Source organism: Thiobacillus sp. (assembly GCF_013693775.1).
Lineage (GTDB): Bacteria > Pseudomonadota > Gammaproteobacteria > Burkholderiales > Thiobacillaceae > Thiobacillus.
Genome location: NZ_CP059257.1, coordinates 2,284,804 through 2,305,453, shown reverse-complemented (window position 1 = coordinate 2,305,453; position 20,650 = coordinate 2,284,804). Strand labels below are relative to the sequence as shown.

At 64.9% G+C, this 20,650-nt stretch carries 21 protein-coding genes and 1 pseudogene; 12 read left to right on the top strand and 10 right to left on the bottom strand.

Annotated elements, in window-relative coordinates; all coding sequences use genetic code 11:
• Window positions 1–30: 30 nt before the first annotated feature.
• From mdoH to HZY77_RS17840, 3 genes are read right to left on the bottom strand one after another with little or no spacing between them, the layout of a single operon-like run.
• On the bottom strand, window positions 31–2,562 hold the full coding sequence (mdoH, locus tag HZY77_RS11390; RefSeq protein ID WP_296814804.1) for a glucans biosynthesis glucosyltransferase MdoH: 2,532 nt from the start codon (window positions 2,560–2,562) through the stop codon (window positions 31–33).
• On the bottom strand, window positions 2,535–3,230 hold the full coding sequence (locus HZY77_RS17845) for a glucan biosynthesis protein (protein ID WP_363153654.1): 696 nt from the start codon (window positions 3,228–3,230) through the stop codon (window positions 2,535–2,537). Before HZY77_RS17845 ends, mdoH begins: the two co-directional genes overlap by 28 nt.
• Window positions 3,167–3,889: a glucan biosynthesis protein gene (locus tag HZY77_RS17840; protein WP_363153652.1), complete on the bottom strand. Its 723-nt coding sequence runs from the start codon at window positions 3,887–3,889 to the stop codon at window positions 3,167–3,169. Before HZY77_RS17840 ends, HZY77_RS17845 begins: the two co-directional genes overlap by 64 nt.
• Window positions 3,890–4,319: 430 nt before the next feature.
• Here HZY77_RS17840 and HZY77_RS11380 point away from each other — a divergent pair, with 430 nt between their 5' ends.
• The 3 genes from HZY77_RS11380 to HZY77_RS11370 all read left to right on the top strand — a co-directional run bounded on the left by HZY77_RS11380 (window position 4,320) and on the right by HZY77_RS11370 (window position 6,309).
• Complete coding sequence (locus tag HZY77_RS11380; protein ID WP_296814800.1) at window positions 4,320–5,345, top strand: AI-2E family transporter; 1,026 nt, start codon at window positions 4,320–4,322, stop codon at window positions 5,343–5,345.
• A gap of 2 nt (window positions 5,346–5,347) precedes the next feature.
• Window positions 5,348–5,887, top strand: coding sequence for a glycine cleavage system protein R (locus tag HZY77_RS11375; RefSeq protein ID WP_296631140.1), 540 nt, complete (start codon window positions 5,348–5,350; stop codon window positions 5,885–5,887).
• Window positions 5,888–5,949: 62 nt separating this feature from the next.
• A complete protein-coding gene (locus tag HZY77_RS11370) occupies window positions 5,950–6,309 on the top strand; it encodes a CbiX/SirB N-terminal domain-containing protein (protein ID WP_296814796.1) in 360 nt (119 codons plus the stop codon).
• Here the strand turns inward: HZY77_RS11370 and HZY77_RS11365 are convergent, their stop codons facing one another.
• Both HZY77_RS11365 and HZY77_RS11360 read right to left on the bottom strand, forming a co-directional pair.
• Window positions 6,310–7,275, bottom strand: coding sequence for a hypothetical protein (locus HZY77_RS11365; protein WP_296814793.1), 966 nt, complete (start codon window positions 7,273–7,275; stop codon window positions 6,310–6,312).
• A gap of 31 nt (window positions 7,276–7,306) precedes the next feature.
• Window positions 7,307–7,927, bottom strand: a complete 621-nt coding sequence (locus tag HZY77_RS11360; protein ID WP_296814791.1) for a DUF502 domain-containing protein — start codon at window positions 7,925–7,927, stop codon at window positions 7,307–7,309.
• Between the two features lie 220 nt (window positions 7,928–8,147).
• Between HZY77_RS11360 and HZY77_RS11355 the strand changes: the two genes are divergently transcribed.
• Together HZY77_RS11355 and HZY77_RS11350 are read left to right on the top strand one after the other, a co-directional pair.
• A complete protein-coding gene (locus HZY77_RS11355) occupies window positions 8,148–9,497 on the top strand; it encodes an HDOD domain-containing protein (protein ID WP_296814788.1) in 1,350 nt (449 codons plus the stop codon).
• Between the two features lie 6 nt (window positions 9,498–9,503).
• A complete protein-coding gene (locus HZY77_RS11350; RefSeq protein ID WP_296631130.1) occupies window positions 9,504–9,776 on the top strand; it encodes a GIY-YIG nuclease family protein in 273 nt (90 codons plus the stop codon).
• A 12-nt stretch (window positions 9,777–9,788) separates the two neighbouring features.
• Here HZY77_RS11350 and rssA read toward each other — a convergent pair whose 3' ends face one another.
• Both rssA and HZY77_RS11340 read right to left on the bottom strand, forming a co-directional pair.
• Entirely contained in the window at window positions 9,789–10,706 is a 918-nt protein-coding gene (gene rssA, locus HZY77_RS11345; protein WP_296814785.1) for a patatin-like phospholipase RssA, read from the bottom strand.
• Between the two features lie 7 nt (window positions 10,707–10,713).
• Window positions 10,714–12,447: an adenosylcobalamin-dependent ribonucleoside-diphosphate reductase gene (locus tag HZY77_RS11340; RefSeq protein ID WP_296814782.1), complete on the bottom strand. Its 1,734-nt coding sequence runs from the start codon at window positions 12,445–12,447 to the stop codon at window positions 10,714–10,716.
• Between the two features lie 94 nt (window positions 12,448–12,541).
• Between HZY77_RS11340 and HZY77_RS11335 the strand changes: the two genes are divergently transcribed.
• From HZY77_RS11335 to HZY77_RS11320, 4 genes are all read left to right on the top strand, one after another.
• The gene (locus HZY77_RS11335) at window positions 12,542–13,525 is read left to right on the top strand and encodes a serine/threonine protein kinase (RefSeq protein WP_296814779.1); all 984 of its coding nucleotides are present in this window, start codon (window positions 12,542–12,544) and stop codon (window positions 13,523–13,525) included.
• Window positions 13,526–13,538: 13 nt separating this feature from the next.
• Window positions 13,539–15,320: an N-acetylglutaminylglutamine amidotransferase gene (locus HZY77_RS11330; protein WP_296814776.1), complete on the top strand. Its 1,782-nt coding sequence runs from the start codon at window positions 13,539–13,541 to the stop codon at window positions 15,318–15,320.
• The gene (locus HZY77_RS11325) at window positions 15,313–16,563 is read left to right on the top strand and encodes a lytic murein transglycosylase (RefSeq protein WP_296814774.1); all 1,251 of its coding nucleotides are present in this window, start codon (window positions 15,313–15,315) and stop codon (window positions 16,561–16,563) included. Before HZY77_RS11330 ends, HZY77_RS11325 begins: the two co-directional genes overlap by 8 nt.
• Window positions 16,564–16,617: 54 nt before the next feature.
• Window positions 16,618–17,019, top strand: coding sequence for a DUF2237 domain-containing protein (locus HZY77_RS11320; RefSeq protein WP_296631112.1), 402 nt, complete (start codon window positions 16,618–16,620; stop codon window positions 17,017–17,019).
• A gap of 359 nt (window positions 17,020–17,378) precedes the next feature.
• Here HZY77_RS11320 and HZY77_RS11315 read toward each other — a convergent pair whose 3' ends face one another.
• The 3 genes and pseudogenes from HZY77_RS11315 to HZY77_RS11305 all read right to left on the bottom strand — a co-directional run.
• A complete protein-coding gene (locus HZY77_RS11315) occupies window positions 17,379–18,269 on the bottom strand; it encodes a DMT family transporter (protein ID WP_296814772.1) in 891 nt (296 codons plus the stop codon).
• 12 nt (window positions 18,270–18,281) lie between these two features.
• Window positions 18,282–18,698, bottom strand: coding sequence for a nucleoside diphosphate kinase regulator (gene rnk / locus HZY77_RS11310; RefSeq protein ID WP_296659166.1), 417 nt, complete (start codon window positions 18,696–18,698; stop codon window positions 18,282–18,284).
• 184 nt (window positions 18,699–18,882) lie between these two features.
• Window positions 18,883–19,161: pseudogene (locus HZY77_RS11305) on the bottom strand (HEAT repeat domain-containing protein); the annotation flags it as partial.
• Between HZY77_RS11305 and HZY77_RS11300 the strand changes: the two are divergent.
• From HZY77_RS11300 to HZY77_RS11290, 3 genes are all read left to right on the top strand, one after another.
• On the top strand, window positions 19,160–19,312 hold the full coding sequence (locus HZY77_RS11300; RefSeq protein ID WP_296814769.1) for a hypothetical protein: 153 nt from the start codon (window positions 19,160–19,162) through the stop codon (window positions 19,310–19,312). The pseudogene HZY77_RS11305 and the gene HZY77_RS11300 overlap by 2 nt on opposite strands.
• 172 nt (window positions 19,313–19,484) lie before the next feature.
• A complete protein-coding gene (locus HZY77_RS11295; protein WP_296814766.1) occupies window positions 19,485–20,123 on the top strand; it encodes an MBL fold metallo-hydrolase in 639 nt (212 codons plus the stop codon).
• A gap of 40 nt (window positions 20,124–20,163) precedes the next feature.
• Window positions 20,164–20,646: a rhodanese-like domain-containing protein gene (locus HZY77_RS11290; RefSeq protein WP_296814763.1), complete on the top strand. Its 483-nt coding sequence runs from the start codon at window positions 20,164–20,166 to the stop codon at window positions 20,644–20,646.
• The last annotated feature ends 4 nt before the right edge of the window (window positions 20,647–20,650 follow it).

Below are 20,650 nucleotides of genomic sequence, written 5' to 3'. Positions count from 1 at the left end.
AGGCGGAAATCCCCAAGGCGGTACCGGCTTTCAGGAAACGACGTCGGTGCATGACAGGCGGTCTGGAATGAGTGAAAGTGAGTCGCGCCATGCGGGATGGGCCTCGGCAGAGACCCATACTTCGAAGTGCAGACGCGAGAATGCGACGGGATCGTTGAGCAAATGCATCTTGTGGCGGGTGCCGAGGGCATCGGGGCCTTCGCGCAGCGCCTTGTCCACCAGTTTTGCGCGATGTTCCGCGACACGAGCCTGCCGGAAGCGGGGCACGCCGGCGGCGCAGATCATCGCATTGGTTGCCGGATCGGTAATGGCTTCGATGAAGTCCGGCGGCGTGGCTGCGCGGGCGGCGTACTCCTGAGTCCGGCTCAATTCCACGGGCGGGTTCAATTCCTCCGGGATCAGGAAAAAGCGAAGCCCACGGAGCCGCTGGCCCAGCGAAATACGGCTCGAGAGAACCGAGATCGGAATCGAGAGAACGAGCGCGCCCACGACGGGCAGCAACCACAACAGGTAGGAGGGCTTGAGCCAATAGACGCCGGCGGCCCAACCCAGACCCAGCAGCGTATGCAACCCATGGCGGCGCAGCGCTTCACCCCAGCCCGTCTCGACGTCTTCCCGCGGCGGGGATTTCCATTGGATACCCTTCCCCAGCAATGGGGCCAACACGAAAGTGGTATGGAACAGCATGCGGATCGGCGCCAGCAGGGCAGANAAGAGCGATTCCATCAACATGCCCGAAACGAGGCGCAGTCTTCCNCCGAAGTCTTTCGCGCCCTGGATCCAGACCAGCACGACACTCAGTATCTTGGGCAGAAACAACAACGCTGCCGTGAACGAGAAGAGCGCAATGGCGCGTTGCGGATTCCATTCCGGCCACACCGGGAACAACTGAAACGGCGTGACGAAGTATTGCGGCGTCGCGAGTGCATGTTCTGCCAGCTGAACGGTGGACAGGAGCAGGAACAGAAACCACAGGGGAGCGGACGCATAGGCGGCCACCCCGGTCAGGAAGACCGCCCGATGCGCCGGATGCACGCCGTTTGCCAGGAACAGGCGAACGTTCATCAGGTTGCCCTGGCACCAGCGCCGGTCGCGCTTGAGTTCGTCGACCAGATTGGGCGGCACTTCCTCGTAGCTTCCTGGAAGGTCATACGCGATCCACACCGTCCAGCCGGCGCGGCGCATCAGCGCAGCCTCGACGAAGTCGTGCGAGAGGATTTCTCCCGACAGCGGTCCGCCGCCTGACAGCCGGCCAAGCGCGCAGTGGCGCATGAAAGGCGCGACGCGGAGGATGGCGTTGTGCCCCCAGTAATGGGATTCGCCCAGTTGCCAGAAGTGCAGCCCGGCGACGAAGAGCGGCCCGTATACGCGGCTGGCGAACTGCTGCATGCGGGCATAAAGGGTGTCGCGCCCCGCGACCAGCGGCGCGGACTGGATGATGCCGGCACCGGGGTTGGCTTCCATCAGGCGCACGAGACTGGCGAGGCACGCGCCGCTCATTACGCTGTCGGCATCGAGCACGATCATGTAACGGTAGTTGGCGCCCCAGCGCCGGCAGAAATCGGCGACGTTGCCGCTCTTGCGCTTGAGCCGGTGCTGGCGCCAGCGGTAGAACACCTGGCCGAAACCTTGCACGGCGCGGCACAGCGCGAGCCAGGCATCGACCTCGGCGACGCGATTGTCGGCATCGCTGCTGTCGCTGAGTATGAAGAAGTCGAAGTGACGCAATTCGCCGGTGCGTGCCAGCGACTCAATGGTGGCGCGCAGCCCGGCGAAGACGCGTGCGACGTCTTCGTTGCAGATCGGCATGATCACCGCAGTGCGCGCGAGCTCGTCGATGGGCGCGTCGGCAGCCGCGCTGGCGGAAATTGCAAAGCGGTCGCCGCCGGTGACTTTCACCACGAAACCCATGATCGCGGTCCAGAAGCCGAGCGAGACCCATGACGTCAAGATTGCGAACAGGATCAGGATGGCAATCTCCAACATCCGGTGGCCGTGATAAGGCAACACCGCAGCCATGGCGCTGGTGAAAAAGTAGACCTGGGTAACCACCAATACCAGCAATGCCAGGCGTCGCAGATTGGCGGCAGCCTGCCAGCCACCTGGGGACGCGCGGGAATCCGACGGATCCTTGCCGGGCGTGGGACAACCCGGGCCATGCCGGAGCCGGCGCGATTTGAACAGACGAAAGCTGGGCCTGGGNGGCCAGCGCAGTGGGGCCATGCTGCTGCGATTGATGGGCGGCGAGATGGGCAGGGTCGATTGCGCCACCGTCTCGGGCCCGGTTCCGGTTGTCGGGGGCAGTTCGCTTTTGCCTAGAGCGAGCCGGCTGTCGATGGACGCGACGGCCGGGTTAGCCGGGTCGGCATCGCTTCCGTGGCCGGCGAGCGCGATATGCAACGCCGCCATCGCTTCGCGCGTACTGGACACATCCAGTTCGGCCAGCTGGGCCAATATCGCGTCGCGCTGTTCCTGCGCCAATGGCAGGCGGCCGAGATAATGTTCGCACCGCTCCCGGCCGGGAAAGCTGCCGTTCAATCGGGTGGCAAGATGTAGCTCCATGTCTCGGATATCCCCTTGTTTCCGCTGTGCAAGGACGCGCGCATTTCCACCGGCTTACCTGGATCGAGCCGTTGCAGGCGCAGCGAGAGCCGCCAGCCACCCGTCGCATCGTTGTGGATCATTTTCTGTTCGAGGAGCTTGGCGTTTGCATCGACCGACACCTGCGCCTCAGGCTTGAGTTCGGACGATTCCAAATCGGATGGCCCTTCGAAGTCGACCGCCAGCGAGATGCTGCCGTCGGGTGTGTGCGTGTAGCCCCGCCCATACAGCGTCTGGGCCACGTGCAGCCCGGGCGGCTGCGTATCCTTGTCCTTCTGCCACCATACGCGGTAGGCGTAGTCATAGGGCGTCTTGGGCGCAGGCAGCCGGCCGGGCACCCAGTAGGCAACGACGTTGTCGTTGGTCTCGTTCGGTGACGGGATCTGCACCAGCTCGACTCGCCCGGCGCCCCACTGGGTTTTGGGTTCGACCCATGCGCTTGGCCGCAGCTCATACCGCAAAACCGGATCTTCAAAATTGGCAAAGTCACGCTGGCGCTGCATCAGACCGAAGCCGATCGGATTGGTGGTGGAAAACGAGGTCACCAGCAGGCGCTTGGGGTCGCTCAAAGGCCGCCAGATCCATTCGTCGTTGCCCATATGGATCGACAGTCCATCGGAGTCGTGCACCGCCGGACGGAAGTCGTCTTCGGTCGCATGTTGCCCCGGCCAAAATAAAACATGCTGGTCAGCGGTGCCAGTCCCAGCTTGCCCACACTGCTGCGCAGATACAGGCGCGCCGTGACGTCCATCACCGTGTCGACGCCGGGCGTCAGCACGAAACGGTAGGCGCCAGCAGCGCGCGGCGAATCGAGCAGACCGTAGATGACCAACTGTTTATCCGACGCCTGCGGCCGCAATATCCAGAATTCCACGAAGCGCGGAAACTCCTCGCCTGTACCCAGTGCAGTGTCGATCGCCAATCCACGCGCCGACAGGCCGTAATGTTGCCCTTTGCCGAGCGCGCGAAAGTAGCTGGCGCCGAGAAACGTCAGCACCTCATCCTTGTGCGCGGCCGAATTGACCGGATAGCGCACCCGGAAGCCAGCGAAGCCCAGGCCGTGCAGTTGGCCGGGGTCGACCTTGGTGGCCCCGAAGTCGAACGCGTCCTGATCGAAGCGGATCTCGCGCACACCCTGAGCCGTGACTTCGTTGATCCTGACCGGCTGGTCGAAATGCCAACCCGGAGGGAAGAAATCCACTTCGAAAGGGAGCTTGTCATTGCGCCACAGCATCCGCTCCGGTTTGTAGCGGATCTGGTGATAGTTTTCATAGTTGAGGTTGCGCAATTCCGGCGGCAGGTCCGCGTCGGCCTTTTGTACGGGGCGTCCGCCAAGCGACGGGCACGTTGCGCGACATCCTGAAAATCGAATGCCGAGGCTGACGTGGAGAGGAAACCAAGCAGGGCGCCAGCGACACACGCGAATCCCATAGCCTGCTTGTAAATGGTGACTGTTCGGGAAAATGCGGACGCACAAAAGCGAGAGGATGACAGCAAAAAGTCAAATTCCTGACTCCGGTTTATCGTTATCGACGCATTGGTTCAGATTTGTCCATGTTTGAATACTTCTGTGCCCGACTCAATATCGACAGTTTTCTGAACAATATGTTTGTCGGAAAGTTCCTGGCCCGGCAAATGCCTCGCCCGGCAAATGCCTCGGCAACATGCTGGTTGAGGCAACACTTGCCCGTTAGCCCGTTTCTTGGCACTGTGCGGCCATGACCGCCCTCCCTGCGCCTTTCGTCGCTACCCGTTATCAGATCGCCGCCTGGCTGCTGATGGCGGTCGGACTGTCGTTCACCCTGATGTTTCACCTGCTCCCTGCCTTGCTGTCCGGCTTGCTGGTGGTCCAGTTGGTACACATGCTGGCGCCGCGTTTTGTGATCGGCCGCCTCGATCACACCTGGGCCAAGGTGCTGGTGGTGTCCCTGATCACTTTGACGGTGCTCGGTGCGCTGGGCGGGCTCACCGCCGGCGTGATTCTCTATTTGCGAACCGAAGGCGGGTTGGCAGGGCTATTGACCAAAATGGCCGAGATCATCGAGAACTCCCGCCAGTTGCTGCCGCTGTGGGCCGCCGCCTGGTTGCCGCAGGGGGACGGATCGGTCATCCGGGCGGGGTTAGTCGAATGGCTGCGCACTCATGCACTGGATATCCGTAAATTCAGCGGCGATGCTGGACGCGTCCTGCTGCACTTCATCATCGGCCTCGTAATCGGCAGCTTCATTGCCTTGCGCGAGGCGCGCCAGACCCAGGCGCTGGCACCGCTGGCCCTGGCGATGTGCGAGCGCGTGTCGCGCCTGGGCGAGGCGTTCCGCCGCGTGGTGTTCGCGCAGATTCGTATCTCGGCGCTGAACGCGTTGCTGACCGGCATTTATCTGATGCTGGTGCTGCCCACCTTCGGTGTGCATCTGCCGTTCACCAAGACCATGATCGTCGTCACGTTTGTCGTCGGACTGCTGCCTGTGCTGGGCAACCTCGTGTCCAACACGATCATCGTCATCATCTCGCTTTCCCATTCGCTGCATGTGGCGGCTGCATCCCTGGTGTTCCTGATCCTCATCCACAAGCTCGAATATTTCGTGAATGCCCGTATCATCGGCGGGCAGATCCAGGCGCGGGCGTGGGAACTGCTGATCGCCATGCTGGTGATGGATGCCGCGTTTGGCGTGCAGGGCGTCATCGCCGCGCCGATCATTTACGCCTACATCAAANAAGAACTGTCCGACAGGGAGTTAATTTAAGCATGTCCAACGACACCGAATCACTCGTCATCACAGCCAGCGGCGAGGATAAAATCGGCCTGGTGGAAGGTTTCACGCGCCGCATCTCGGATAGCGGCTGCAATATCGAGGAGTCGCGCATGGCCGCGCTCGGCGGGCGCTTTGCGCTGCTGATGCGCGTCTCGGGAAACTGGGATGCCCTGGCAAAACTGGAAGCGCGTCTCCCTGCCGTTGCCGAGGAACTCGGCCTGTCGCTGACCCAGCAGCGCACCCGCCCGACGCGCGCCGACAAGCCGCTGATTCCCTATACCGTCGAGGTCGCCGCGCTCGACCAGCCAGGCATCGTCAACAGCCTGGCAAATTTCTTTGCCCGCCTGCATATCAACATCGAGGCACTCGACACCGAAACTTATCCGGCCCCGCATACCGGCGCCCCGATGTTTGCCGTCCACATGACGCTCGGCATTCCCGCCGACACCCATATCGCAACGCTGCGCGGCGATTTTCTCGACTATTGCGACGACCAGAATCTCGACGCAACCTTCGAGCCGGTCAGGATGTAGGTCGGGACTTTACGCTGCGCGCGCCGTTCACTGCGGTTCCCTATCTGTTCAGGATCATCGACATGCCCAGCATGCTCATCATCGCCCACGGCAGCCGCCGCGCCGCCTCAAATGACGAAGTCCGCGTCCTGGCCGATGCCGTGCGCGCGCAAGCAGGCGTGGTGTACGAACACGTCGAAACCGCATTCCTGGAGCTTGCTGAGCCCAGCATTCCCGACGGGCTGGCTGCATTGGCAGCGAAAGGCGCCCGTGAAATCGTCGCGTTTCCCTACTTCCTCGCCGCGGGCACCCATGTGGCGCAGGATATCCCTGATGCCATCGCCGAATTTACTGCGGCGCATCCGGCGGTGACGGTCCGGCTGGCGCCGCATCTGGGCGCCTCGGCCGTACTGCCCGCCGCCATCCTCAACGTCGCGGCCTGATCATTCGTCGGCGCTGACGCCGAGCTCGATGTAATACATCGGCATGACCTCGGCCTCCGATTTCTTGCGAGGTTGACTGCGTATCAGCGCCGCCTCGACGCGTGCGGCCTGCAACGCCGTGCGGTTGAGCACTACGGGATACAGCCGGTAGTGCTTCTCGATCAGTTCGGCCTGCTGGAATGCGAAGGACTCGAGCCGGCCGCGGGCGGCCATGTCGAGATGCGGCAGCAACAGCATCCACGGCGCCTGCCACGCGTGGTAATCATGCACCAGCCGGGTGTGTGCCTCGTCCATGCCGGCAGTGGAGATGAACAGCTGCGGAAAGGCGTCGGCCTCGAGTACGCGGCCGCGCAGGTGATCGCCGCCCCTGAGCGTATGCAGTCCCAGCCCGGCGCCGTCGTCCGAGCGGCGGAACCATTGCACCACACCGCTGGCGAGGTCGTTCACATGGCGCGTCAGGTACACGCCGGCGGCCTCGTCGAGCCCGGCCACCGCCGCGCTTACGAAATGTTCCTGTGCCGCCATGCCAGCGCGCCAGTCGAGCGGGGGCTTGGTGTCGGTCTCGATGTCAGTGCGCACGCTGTGCAGCAGCGCGAGTGGCCGGTCGTGCCGGTCGAGCAGCCAGAGTTCGAACTGGTCGCGAAAGGCGAAGGGCACCTCGCGATGCACTTTGAGCAGGTGCTCGTAGACCACGGCGCCCATGTCTTCCAGCCGCCTGAAATCGTCCGAGGGGAAAAGCGGGCCGCGTTTCAGGCCTTTTTCCGCCGACCAGTGGCCGTAGCGGATGTCGGAAATCTGCGCGCGCCGCCCTGCGCGCCCCAGGCCGTCGAGCAGGGCGTCGTTGGCCACATAGATGTCCCACTCGACGCCGTCGGTTGTCACTGCCTCGGCCGACTGGTACCGAATCGTGTGCACCACCCCGCGAAACGGGTTGAGCAGGCGCTGGGCGTAGCATTCGATCTGCATGGGCGGGACTCTCCTCCGCTATTGTGAGCAATCAAGGCGATGGCGGATGTGTCGCCGACGTGTCGTGGGTTGCCGTGCCCATCCAGGCGAACAGCGAGGCGCGCATGGCCTCCTCCACCGGCATGTCGATCTGCTGCACCCAGGTACGCGGCACAAANACGGTATACCCGCCGATCATGTAGCCCATCGGCAGGTAGACGGCCACGCGGTCGCCCTGCAGGAAACCGGCGGGCAGTGTGTCGACGCTCTGGCGCGTGACCAGACCCACGACCTCGAGCGCCTGTCCCGGAATCTTCAGGACGACGACCATTTGCTGCGCGGCCGTATCGCGGCGGGGCGAAAAATAATCGGCAAAATCCTTGAGCGACGAATAAATGCTCTTCACGACGGGAAGATTGGTGAAGGGCAGTTCCACCAGCGACAGCAGTTTGCCCACACCCGGTTGCGACACGAGGATGCCGAGCAGGAAAATGCAGACTACACCCAGCACCAGCCCCATTCCCGGTACATAGTATTCGCCGATCAGGGGACGCGTCAGCTGCATGGCCAGCGTTTCGCTCCAGCGCAGAAAGACGTACAGCAGATAGACCGTCAGGCCGAGCGGCAGCGCAGTGAGCAGTCCGCGAAAAAANTACTGGGAGATGCGTTTCATCGGTTTCGGGGCCGGGTGGCCGCAGCCATCATTTCATCCTGTCCCGTTAGCATAGCAGCGACGGGCGTATGAGCCGTGGGAGAGAATCGGCTGGCAAATGCATGTTAATACGACCGGCCTGTCGCCCCACCCAAAATATTTGTGCGATGAGGCTTCAGTCCCGGGTGGCGTTGCCGATTATTCACGTGATGCGTCCAAGTCTGTTGTGGGGGAATGTAGCGTGCTGAATCGTCTTGTCGGAATGTGGTCGGGTAATCGGGAAAATACAGTTGCGCCGCCACCGCCGCGCGTCGAGGCCGTCGAGCCCGAGCCGGCAGCCAGGCCGGCTGGCAAAGCGCCGTCGGTCATGCGTCGCGAGGCCATGCTGGGACGCGACCAGCGTGTCGCGGGCTATACCTTCATGTTGCGCCGCACGGCCGACGAACACCCCGATCCGAACCTGCCCGATGTGCAGCGCCTCTACGACGAAACCCTGCTGGGCAACCTGCAGCGCATGGATATCGCGCGCCTGCTGGGGCAGCGCCTGGCATTCGTGCCGATTTCGCCGGCGACCCTGGACCACCCCCTCATCGAGGAATGGCCCGCTACCGGTACGGTCTGGCTCCTGAACATCGACACCCTGACCACGGTGGACGCGGCTTTACCGGCTCGGCTGGCCGAACTGAAAGCGCGCGGGTTCAGTTTCGCGGTGCAGGCGGACGCGGCCATCCGCCCCGAGCGCCATGCGCTTCTGCCGCATATGGATTATGTGATGATGGATGTCAGCAGCGAGGATATTCCCGCCATCACCGCGCAAATCGCCGCTGTGTCCAAGCTGGCCGCGGGCAAGCGGCTGGTCGCGACCGGCGTGCAGACGCTGGAAGCCTTCCACATGTGCCACAAGCTGCAGTTCGCGCTGTTCATGGGGCCGTTCATCACCCGCCGCGAAAACCTCGGCAACCCGGTCATGGGACCGTCGCGCGCCAAGGTGCTGGACCTGATGAACCGGGTGCGTACCGGTGCCGAGCAGCCGGAACTGGCCGCCCAGTTCCGCCACGACCCGGCGTTGTCGGTACGCCTGCTGCGCTATGTCAACTCGCCCGGCATGGGCCTGATGAACAAGATTGGCGGCATCGAACAGGCATTGATGGTGATGGGGCAGGACAAGCTCTATCGCTGGCTGACGCTGATCCTGTTTACTGGCGGCCAGACCCAGGAGCTCGACCAGGCCGTGCTGGAAAATGCCCTGGTGCGCGGCCGAGTGGCCGAGCAGCTGGCCGGCCGCGCCCTGTTTGCCAAGGCGCGCGACGAAATTTTTGTCGCCGGACTGTTTTCCTTGCTGGACGTCGTGATGCACATGCCGATGGAGCAGGTATTGAAGCAGATCAGCCTGCCGGCCGAGATCACCGAGGCCATCGTCTCGCAGCGCGGCCCGTATGCCNCTTATCTGGCGCTGGCCATTGCCTGCGAACAGGACGACCAGAGCAGCATCGAAGCGCTGGCCAAGCAGATCGGACGCGACGTGGCCGACATCAATGGCGTGCACATGGATGCGCTGTTGTGGGCGCAGCAGCTGTCCGGCGACGTATGACCTGACATGCCGACTGCTGCGGACGCCGCATGGTGTGTCTACATGCTGCGCTGCGCCGACGGCACGCTCTACACCGGCATCACCACCGACATCGCCCGCCGCGTCGCCGAGCACAACGGCGAAGGCGGCTTGGGTGCCCGCTACACCCGCAGCCGGCGTCCGGTGCAACTGGTCTACGTCGAGGCCGCAGCCGATCGCGCCGAGGCGGCGCGGCGCGAAGCCGCGATCAAGCGCCTGGACCGCGTGCGCAAGCTGGCGTTGTGTGCATCCGGCCGATAACGCCCCACCCACTCAGCCTTTCAGACGCCGCTGCACCTCCGGCATGGCCCCTTCGACGGCACGCCGACCAGCATCGATCGCGGCATCGCCCCGATGAAACTCCATCAAGCCCAGGTCCGCGAGCAGCGGCGTCACCATCACGTCTGCCGGCTCGCCAGCCAACCGGCTGCGCGTGATCAGCACCTGCATGATGTTGATGCTGCTTGCCAGCACGTCGAGCATGGCCGGCGGTTTGGGTCCGCTGTCGTGGTTGAGGCCGAGTTGCGACATGCCGTTCTGGATGTGCGCCATCACGCTGTCGGTCAGCGTTTCAGGTTCTGCCGCGGCGCGCAGGCGCGGTCTGCTCTTGGCCGGCTTGGGTTTGAGGTGTCGGCCGAGCAGATCGGCGTTCAGATCGACCGCAATCACGAGGTCGGCGCCCATTGCCCGGCATAGCGACACCGGAACCGGGTTGACCAGTCCGCCATCGACCAGCCAGTTGCCGTCATGCAATGCAGGCGTGAACAGCCCGGGCAGCGCGATCGAGGCGCGTACCGCGTCCGTCACCCGGCCCTCGCGCAGCCAGATTTCGCGGCCGCGCAGCAGGTCGGTGGCGACGGCGCCGAAGGGGCGGGGCAGTTCGCGAATGTCGCGATCGACGAAATGGTTGCGGAAGAACTCGATCAACCGGTCGCCCTTGATCAATCCGCTGCCGAGTGAAAAATCCAGGAAGCCCACCACGGTCTGCAGGCGCAGGCTGCGTACCCAGGCCTCCAGGCGGTCGAGTTCGCCGCCGACATAGGCGGCGCCCACCAGCGCGCCGATCGAGGTGCCGCAGACCAGATCGGGTTCGATGCCGGCTTCCGCCAGTGCGCGGATGACGCCGATATGTGCCCAGCCGCGCGCCGAGCCGCCGCCGAGCGCCAGACCGATGAGNGGAGATTTGCTCACGATGGGGTCAATCCGCCTCGCGTTCGATGCCGCAGCATTGGACCCGCTCGCCGGCCGGCTCGCTCAGGATGGCGCCGGTGACCGGGTTGGGACGAAATACGGTGCAGCCCTTGAGGCCCAGCGCATGTGCCTGCCGGTAGAGATCCTCGAAACGTTCGAACGGGATGTCGGCGGCGACGTTGATGGTTTTCGAAATGGCGTTGTCGACGAAGGGCTGGAGCGCCGCCTGCATGTGCAGATGGGCGAGCGGGTCGATCTGCTGCGCCTCGATCAGCGTAGGTGGCAGGCCTGTATGGCCTTGCTGTTGCCACAGATGGGCGGCGTGGTCGACTACGCGATGGGTGTGATACTCGCCATCCGCTTCGAGTACGCGGCGCTCCGCTTCGGCGGAGAAAATCGGTTCGATGCCGCTGGAAAGATTGTTGGCGAGCAGGCTGATGGTGCCGGCCGGTGCGATGGCCAATACATGGCTGTTGCGGATGCCGTGTACGGCGATGGCGTCGCGGATGCCGGCCGGCAGGCGGGTGGCGAAACCGCTCGCCAGGAAGGTGTCGCGCTCGAAGGCAGGAAACGCGCCTTTCTCGTGTGCGAGCTCAACCGACGCCTGGTAAGCATGGTCGCGCACCGCCTGCATCGCCTGCGCGGCCAGGCGTTGCGCAGCTTCGCTGTCGTAGCGCAGGCCCAGCAGCACCAGCGCGTCAGCCAGTCCGGTGATGCCGAGGCCGATGCGGCGTTTCAGGCGCGCTTCCTGGGCCTGTGCCGGCAGCGGGTAGCGCGAGACGTCGATGACATTGTCGAGAAAGCGTACCGCGTGCGCTGCCGCGTCGGCCAGTGCGGCGAGATCGAGACGCGCGTCGGCGGTAAAAGGCGATGTCACGAAGGCGGTCAGATTGAGCGAGCCGAGATCGCAGGCGCCATAGGGCGGCAGCGGGATCTCGCCGCACGGATTGGTGGCGGTCAAGGTCTCGTGGCCCGCCAGCGTGTTGTCGCGGTTGATGGTGTCGGCGAACAACACGCCAGGCTCGGCGGTGTCGTAGGCGGCGCGCAGGATGCGCTGCCACAGCGCGCGCTTTNNCACCGTACGTGCGCCGGCCAGGCCGGGAAACGTCAGCGGCCAGTCGCGGTCCCCATCCACCGCCGCCATGAAGGCGTCGCTCACCAGTACCGACAGATTGAAATGCCGCAGCACGGCGGGATCGCGCTTGGCGTCGACGAATTTCTCGATGTCGGGATGGTCGCAGCGCAGCGTCGCCATCATGGCGCCGCGCCGTGCGCCGGTCGACAGCAAGGTCGCACACATCGCGTCCCAGATGTGCATGAACGACACCGGGCCGGACGCGATGCTGCCAGTGGCCTGCGCCACCATGCCGGCCGGACGCAGGGTGGAAAAATCATAGCCCACGCCGCCGCCGTGTTGCATCGTGAGCGCGCCTTCCTTCAGCGCCTCGAAAATGTGCTCGAGGTCGTCGGCGATCTCACCCATGACGAAGCAGTTGAACAGCGTCACCCGGCGGCCGGTACCGGCACCGGCAAGAATGCGGCCTCCAGGCAGGAAGCGGAAATCGTCAAGCAGCGTGGCGAAACGTTCGGTCCATTGTTCACGCCGGTTCGTTTCGGCCTGCGCGATCGCCTGCGCCACGCGCCGCCAGCTGGCGCGGATATCGGGTTCGCCCGCGGCGCGGTAGCGGGTTTCCCAGATATGGCGGGAAATGTCCATGCTGAATGGGTCGTTCGTCTTCATGCGGATACGATGTCAGGCGGCGTTTGAGGCATTATCTGCCTCCTGACGTTTTCTGGGCAGCGGTCCTTTGGGTATAGCTGCTTTGTCCCTGACCATGATGGATTCATCCCACCCGTATTCCGCCCTGACACCGGACTGTGCGCTCGACGCGCTCGACAGCACCGGCCTCAGGACCGATGGCCGCCTGCTGGCCTTGAACAGTTACGAAAACCGCGTCTACCAGATGGGCGTCGAAGACGCGCAGCCGGTCGTCGTCAAGTTCTATCGTCCCGGACGCTGGCGCGACGACGCGATCCTGGAGGAACATGTCTACACGCAAGATCTGGCCGAGCGTGAAATCCCGGTGGTGGCGCCACTCCGGTTGAACGGCACCACGCTCCACCTGCATGCCGGTTTTCGTTTTGCGGTCTATCCTAAACAGGGTGGCCGCATGCCCGAGTTCGATCGCGCCGATGCGCTTGAATGGATGGGCCGCTTCCTCGGGCGCATCCATGCGGTCGGCGCAACGGCGGATTTCGCGCACCGACCGGCACTCGATCTGGAGACCTTCGGTTACGCGTCACGCGATTTTCTGCAGCAGGGCCGCTGGCTGCCGGCCGACCTGATCGCCGCATGGGACAGCGTGGTCGAGCATGCGCTTGCCAGTGTGGCGCACTGCTACGCACGTGCCGGGGCGGTGCGCACCCTCCGCCTGCACGGCGACTGCCACGCCGGCAACGTGCTGTGGACCGAAGCCGGGCCGCACTTCGTCGACTTCGACGACAGCCGCATGGGCCCGGCAGTGCAGGACCTGTGGATACTGCTGTCTGGCGAACGCGAGGAGCAACAGGCGCAGATGAACGCGATCCTGACGGGCTACGAGGACTTCATGGAGTTCGATCCGCGCGAACTCCATCTGGTCGAAGCGCTCAGAACCTTGCGGCTGATCCACTATGCAGCCTGGCTGGCCCGGCGCTGGGACGACCCGGCTNTTCCCGCTGCGTTTCCGTGGTTCAATACGCAACAGTATTGGCAGGCGCGCATCCTCGAATTACGCGAGCAGATCGCGCTGATGGACGAGCCGCCGCTGGTGGCTTGATGAGGACAAAGGCATGTGCGGCATAGCAGGTGAATTCCGATTCGACAACACGGCGCCCGATGCGGCAGCGATGGCGCGAATGCTGGCCAGGCTGGCCCGGCGCGGGCCGGACGCCGAAGGCCAGCACACCGACGGGCCGGTGCGTCTGGGCCACCGGCGGCTGGCGATCATCGACCTGTCGCCGCGCTCGCGCCAGCCGATGGTCGACGCTGCCAGCGGCACCGCGCTGGTGTTCAACGGCACCATCTACAACTATCCGGAATTGCGTGCCGAGTTGATCGATCTCGGTCATGTCTTCCATTCCGACGGCGATACCGAGGTCATCCTGCGCGCCTACCTGGAGTGGGGCGAGGCCTGCGTCGAGCGCCTGCACGGCATGTTCGCGTTCGCCATCTGGAACCGCGAGGAACTGTTCCTGGCGCGCGACCGCCTCGGCATCAAGCCGCTGTACTACAGCGAAAACCTCGGGCGCTTCCGCTTCGCCTCGACGCCCCAGGCTTTGATCGCCGCAGGCGGCGTCGACACCAGCATCGACGCCGTGGCGTTGCACCACCTGTTCACCCTGCATGCGGTGGTGCCGGCGCCTCGCACGATCCTCAACGGCATCCGCAAGCTCGCTCCCGGCACCACCCTGACGGTGAACGCGCGCGGCGAACTCTGCCACCGGAAATACTGGTCGCTGAAAGCGCAGCGGCCGGCCCAGCCGGCTGCCCAATCGGAATGGGGCGAAGCCGAGTGGACCGAGGCCATCCACGACAGCCTGCGCCAGGCGGTGAAAAAGCGCATCGAGATTGCCGACGTCAAGGTCGGGGTCTTGCTGTCCGGTGGGCTCGATTCGAGCCTGCTGGTGGCCCTGCTCGCCGAACAGGGTGTGCCCGACCTGATGACCTTCTCGGTCGGTTTCGAGGACCAGCCGGAAGAGCGCGGCAACGAGTTCGAATATTCCGACCCGGTGGCGGCCATGTACGGCACCCGCCACCACAAGTACCTGATCCCCAATTCGGAGGTGCTGCGTCGCCTGCCCGAGGCCGTCGACCAGATGTCCGAGCCGATGTTCGCGCAGGACGCGGTGGCCTTTTATCTCCTGTCCGAACAGGTCAGCAAGACGGTCAAGGTGGTGCAGAGCGGGCAAGGTGCGGACGAGGTGTTCGGCGGCTATTTCTGGTATCCGCGCATGGCGGCGGAAACGGACGGGGCCCCACTGGAGCGCTTCCGCCGCCACTATTTCGACCGCGACCACGACGAGTTCCTGGACATGGCGATGCCGGCCTATCACGGTCCGGATTACACGGCGGAAACCATTGCGGCGCATCTGGCGGAACCTTTCGCCGACGACTTCATCGATCAGGTATTGCGCATGGACACGACCATGCTCATCACCGACGATCCGGTGAAACGGGTCGACAACATGACCATGGCCTGGGGGCTGGAGGCGCGCGTGCCCTTTCTCGACCACCAGCTGGTGGAACTTGCCGCAGCGATGCCCGCCCAACTGAAGCTGGCATCCGAAGGCAAGCACGTGCTGAAGAACATCGCGCGCGGCCTGATCCCGGATGCGGTGATCGACCGCAAGAAGGGTTACTTCNCCATGCCGGCGCTCAAATTCGTGCGAGGAGATNTTTTGTACTTCATGCAGGACATATTGAATTCCCAGGCCTGCCGCGAGCGCGGCCTGTACCAGCGCAGTTACGTGAACAGGCTGCTGGATGCACCGGAGAAGCACCACACCCGCATCCAGGGCAGCAAGCTGTGGCACCTGGCGCTGCTCGAATACTGGCTGCAGAAACATGCGTAGGACATTCCTGTTCCTGGCTGTGCTGGCGGCAGGCCCGGTTCAGGCGCAGGACGACTTCGACAGCTGGCTCGGCGCCTTCCGCCAGGATGCCAGGGCGCAGGGCATTTCCCCGGCCACGCTAGACGCCGCACTGTCCGGCGTCGAGCCGAACGAACGCGTGATCGAACTCGATCGCCGCCAGCCTGAATTCCTGCAGACCTTTTCCAATTATCTGGAGCGGCGCGTCACGCCGGACCAGGTGGCGCGCGGTCAGGACCAGCTGGAGCAGCACGCGGCGCTGCTGGATGCGGTCGAGCAGAAATACGGCATTCCGAAGACCGTACTGGTGGCGTTCTGGGGGCTGGAAACCCGATACGGCGCCGTGCTGGGCAGCCTCAACGTGCCGACGAGCCTGGCCACGCTGGCCTGGGACGGGCGGCGCAGCGGGTTCTTCCGCAGCCAGTTGCTCGACGCGCTGCGCATCATCGATGCCGGACACGTCAGCGCCACCGACATGAACGGTTCCTGGGCCGGCGCAATGGGCAATATGCAGTTCATGCCGTCGACTTTCCGCGCCTATGCGGTGGATGGCGACGGCGACGGCCGCATCGACGTGTGGCAGTCGCTGCCCGACGCCCTGTACTCCGCTGCCAACTACCTGCAGCAGGCTGGCTGGCATGCGAACGAGCCGGTGGCGATCGAGGTGCGGCTGCCGGAGGGATTCGACTGGCGTCTGGCCAGGGTGGCGCACCGCCTGCCGGTGGCGGACTGGAAAGCACTGGGCGTCCAGGCGGCGGATGCGGACGCCTTGCCGGAGGTAGCCGGACGCGCCGCCATCGTCCTGCCGCAGGGCTGGCAGGGTCCGGCTTTCATGGTGTTCGATAATTTCGACGTGGTGATGAAGTGGAACCGCTCACAGAACTATGCACTGGCGGTGGCGCTGCTGTCGCACCAGTTGGCGGGAGGGCATGCGCTGGCCGCGCGTGAAGGCGAAGCCGGGGCACTCAGTGTCGAACAGTTGAAAGCGATGCAGCAGGCGCTCAACGAAATGGGCTTCGACGCTGGCACGCCGGACGGCCTGCTCGGTCCACACACGCAAACCGCGATCCGTGTGTACCAGGCCTTGCACCAGCTGCCGGTCGACGGCTATCCCGCACCGAGCGTGCTGGCCCATGTCGAGCAGAGCCATGCCGCTGCCGCCGCTGCGGGCAAACTGACGCTGGCGCCCGCGCCGACCTTCGCCGAGCCCAGCGGCTTGCCTTGACGCACGCATGTGGCAACTGTGATATTTTTAGTCGTTCAATCCAGGAGACGAAGGGTGAGTGACGCGCGCAATGTGTTGGGCGGCCTGCTGCAGGTGTGCAGCGTCTCGCCGATGACCGGATTCGTTCGCGATGGGGTCTGCCATACCGGTCCGCAGGATATCGGCAGCCATACCGTCTGCGCGCAGATGACCGATGCCTTCCTGCAGTATTCACAAAGCCGCGGCAACGACCTCGTCACGCCGGTTCCGGAATACGGTTTTCCCGGCCTGAAGGCAGGCGATCGCTGGTGCGTGTGTGCCGCGCGCTGGCTCGAAGCCGCCGAGGACGGCATGGCGCCGCCGGTGGTGCTGGATGCGACCCATGAGCACACCCTGCAGACGGTCGCCCTGGCGGACCTCAAGTATCACGCCCTGCGTTATCCCGATTACCCGGGCCAGTTGTTCCCCGAACCATGAGCCTGGTCTGCTGGAAATGCGGCGCCAGCCTGGCCGGCATGCCCTTGCCGCTGTCGCGCCGGGATACCTGCCCGAGCTGCCGCGTCGACCTGCACGTCTGCAAGCTGTGTCGCCACTACGATGCGCACCGTGCCGGCCAATGCCGCGAGCTGGCGGCCGACCGGGTTGCCGACAAGACGCGTGTCAACGATTGCGGCTGGTTCGTGCCGCGGCCGGAAGCCTATCGGGGTGGCGGCGCGGTGATGGCGCAGCCCGGCCGCAGCGCGCTCGATGCGCTGTTCTCGAACGCATCCGGTACGAACCCGCCGGCCGACGGCGAACCCGACAAGCCGGCCTCCCGGCTTCGCTCGACGACCTGTTCAGGAAATAAGCGGCCGCCGCAGCTGCCGCAGCGCCTGCCACTCATACAGCAACAGGCCCGCGCCGATCAGCGCGATGCCGGCCCAGCCGATGCCCGGGATGCGTTCATGGTTCAGCGTCTGGCCGAGCAGCAGCGCCGACACGGGCGTGACCAGCATGATCAGCGCGATGCGGCCGGCGTCGAGATGCTTGATCATGTAGTAATACAGCGTAAAGCCCACCACCGAACCGAGGATGCCCAGATAGACGATGGCCGCGCCGGCGCGCAGCGTGGCGTCGGCGGGTAGCTGCGCGGCGTCGGCGATCATCCAGGCCAGCACGAAGCAGGGCACGGCCACGCCGAGCGAGCCGGTCGTGATGGCGAGCGACGAGACCCGCACGTTCAGCCGCTTGATCCACACCAGCCCCAGCGCCTGCAGCGCCATGCCGCTCACCGTCGCCAACGTGCCGAGCGCGGCGTGGCGGTCGCCCGGCCACGGCTGGCCGAAAATCAGCCACAGCCCGGCCAGCGCCAGCGCCAGACCGGCGATGCGAAGCGGCGTGAGCGTGCGTTCGGCGAGCCACAATGCGGCGAACACGCCGGTGACCAGCGGCGACAGCCCGAAGATGACCGAGATCAGCCCCGACGGAATGTGCAGCGCGCCCCAGTAGGTGAGCAGCATCGACGCGAACAGCGACAGCCCGCTGACCGCATACAGCCGGCGCGCAGCCGGGGTGAAGGGAAAGGCGGTGCGGGTGGCGGCGAGCAGCACGAGGCAGACCGCCAGGCCGATCAGCATGCGTGCCATCACCGCGAAGCTGAAGCCGGCGCCCTGCGCACTCCACTGGATGGCGAGCGGCGTGGTCGACCAGATGAGGATGACGCCGAGATAGGCGGCAGGAACGGACATCGGCCTCCCGGCTCAGAGCATATAGTCGCCCGCGCGTTCGGGCTGATAGGGGATGTCGATGATGCGCGCACGCACAGTCTGCCCGCCCGGGACGCACCATTCGATGTGCTGGCCGACCGCCAGCCCCAGTACGGCGATGCCTGCCGGTGCGGCCACCGACAGCTGGTCCGGGCGACCGGTGAAGTCGCGCGGATACACCAAGGTCATCTCGACTTCCCGGTCCGCCGGTTCGAGCACGAAACGGATGCGCGAATTCATTGTCACGACGTTGGGCGGCATCGCTTCGGACGGGGCGATCTGCGCGCGATCGAGTTCCTCGCGCAGCGCCTCCACCCCGGGCTGGTCGTCTGGCAGGCCGGCGAGCATGGTTTCGAGGCGCTCCAGATCGCGCTCGGATACGGTGATGGCGGGACGGGTCGTGATTTCCATGGCGGTCTCCTGGAACAAGTCTAAAAATGAAACCGCCCGGGCCGAAGCCCGGGCGGTGTATGCACAAAACTATAGCACCGAAGGGTGCCCGGGCCAGCCTGCAACTAGCTGCCGGCGGCAGGCTCTCCAGGCTTTCCGCGGCGATCTCGCGTACGTCCGCGTCTTCGTCCGCCAGCCGCGCGTCCAGCCAGCTGCGCGCGGCGGCCTCCCCGGTCAGTCCCAGGTAATGGCAGGCATCGGCACGCACCCGCGCGTCGGCGTGTTGCGACAGTTCGCCCAGGCGAGGCAGCAGCGCGCGCAGCGTGTCGCTGCCGGCAAAGGCTTCCAGCAGCACGCCGGCGCCCAGCCGCACGTTGAGGCTGGCCTCGACGTTGCCGACGATGGGCAGCACTGCCGCAAGCAGCGTGGGATCGGCCTCGATCAGCGCCTGAGCACGCGGTAGCTGGCCCTCCTTCAACAGCATGTGGAACCAGTCGGCCAAGCCGGTCTCGCTGTCGGCCTTGGCCGCCCATTCGGCGAGTTCGGCCGGGCTGCGCATGCCGGCGAGTTCGATGCGGCCGAGCCGCAGCCAGGGCACGGTCCAGACGCCGAGTGTCTGTCCCACCTCGGGGTGAACGTTCAGGTTCACGGCTTCGAGGCGTCCGATCGCGCCCCGCTTCACCAGGTCGGAAAGCGACGACAGCATCGCCGGGCAGTATGGGCATTGGGTGGAAATGAGCAGCAGGGCGTCGGGTGCGGACATGGCGGCGTGAATCCGCTGTGGCGGAATCGGCAGATAATGGCAGGATGGAATTTACCATCCTCCCCGTCACCCCGTATCAACAAAACTGCTCGCTGGTATGGGACGCCGATGGCCGGGCGGCCTTGATCGATCCGGGCGGTGAGGCCGCGCGCCTGCTGGGCGAAGTGCAATCGCGCGGCCTCGCACTGGAANAAATCCTGCTCACCCACGGCCACCTCGACCATGTCGGCGCAGCGGTCGAACTTCGCGAGGCGCTCGGCATCCCCATCGTCGGCCCGCAGCGCGAGGAGCAGTTCTGGCTCGACCTGCTGCCGCGGCAGGCCGAGCTGTTCGGGTTCCCGCCTGCGGCGGCGTTCACGCCCGACCAATGGTTGAACGACGGCGATCGGGTGGACGTGGGGACCCTCCGCTTCAACGTGCTGCATTGTCCCGGCCATACGCCCGGCCATATCGTGTTCTTCCAGCCGGATGCGCGGCTCGCTTTCGTCGGCGACGTGTTGTTCAAGGGCTCGATCGGCCGTACCGATTTCCCGCGCGGCGACCACGCGGCGCTGATCGCCGCCATCCGCGACAAGCTGTTCCCGCTCGGCGACGACGTGCGTTTCGTGCCGGGACACGGCGCGATGTCCACGTTCGGCCGCGAGCGCCGAGAAAATCCCTTTGTCGGCCAGTCGGCGGATTGATCCCCGTGTCGAGGCTTCCCATCATCGAAAGGAGACCGAGATGAACCCTCCCCGATTATCGTGTGCTCTGTTCCCGGCTGTGTTGCTGCTGGCAGCCGCTGCGCAGGCGCAGGACCTCTCCGTCATCGTCGTGCCGCCGCCCGAAGCGCCCGCGCTGACGCAGACCGCGCAAGCCCTGGTCGACGCGGCCAATGCGCGCGTGCCGCAGCTCGACACGGCCGGCCTGCTGACGCAGCTGAAGACGCAGCCGCAAACGGTGGTGCTCGATGTGCGCACGCCGGCCGAAGTCGACTACTCGGGCCACATTGCGGCGGCGCATNTTTTCAACATCACGCGCGGGCTGCTGGAATTCAGGATCGAAGCCGCGGTGCCGGACAAGGCCACGCCCATCGTCGTCTATTGCGGCGTCAGCCAGCGCAGCCCGCTTGCGGCCGACGCGCTGATCAAGCTCGGCTACACGAACGTGAAGAATTACCGCGACGGCTTCGTCAACTGGATGCGAGCCGGCCTGCCGATCGAGTAATCAG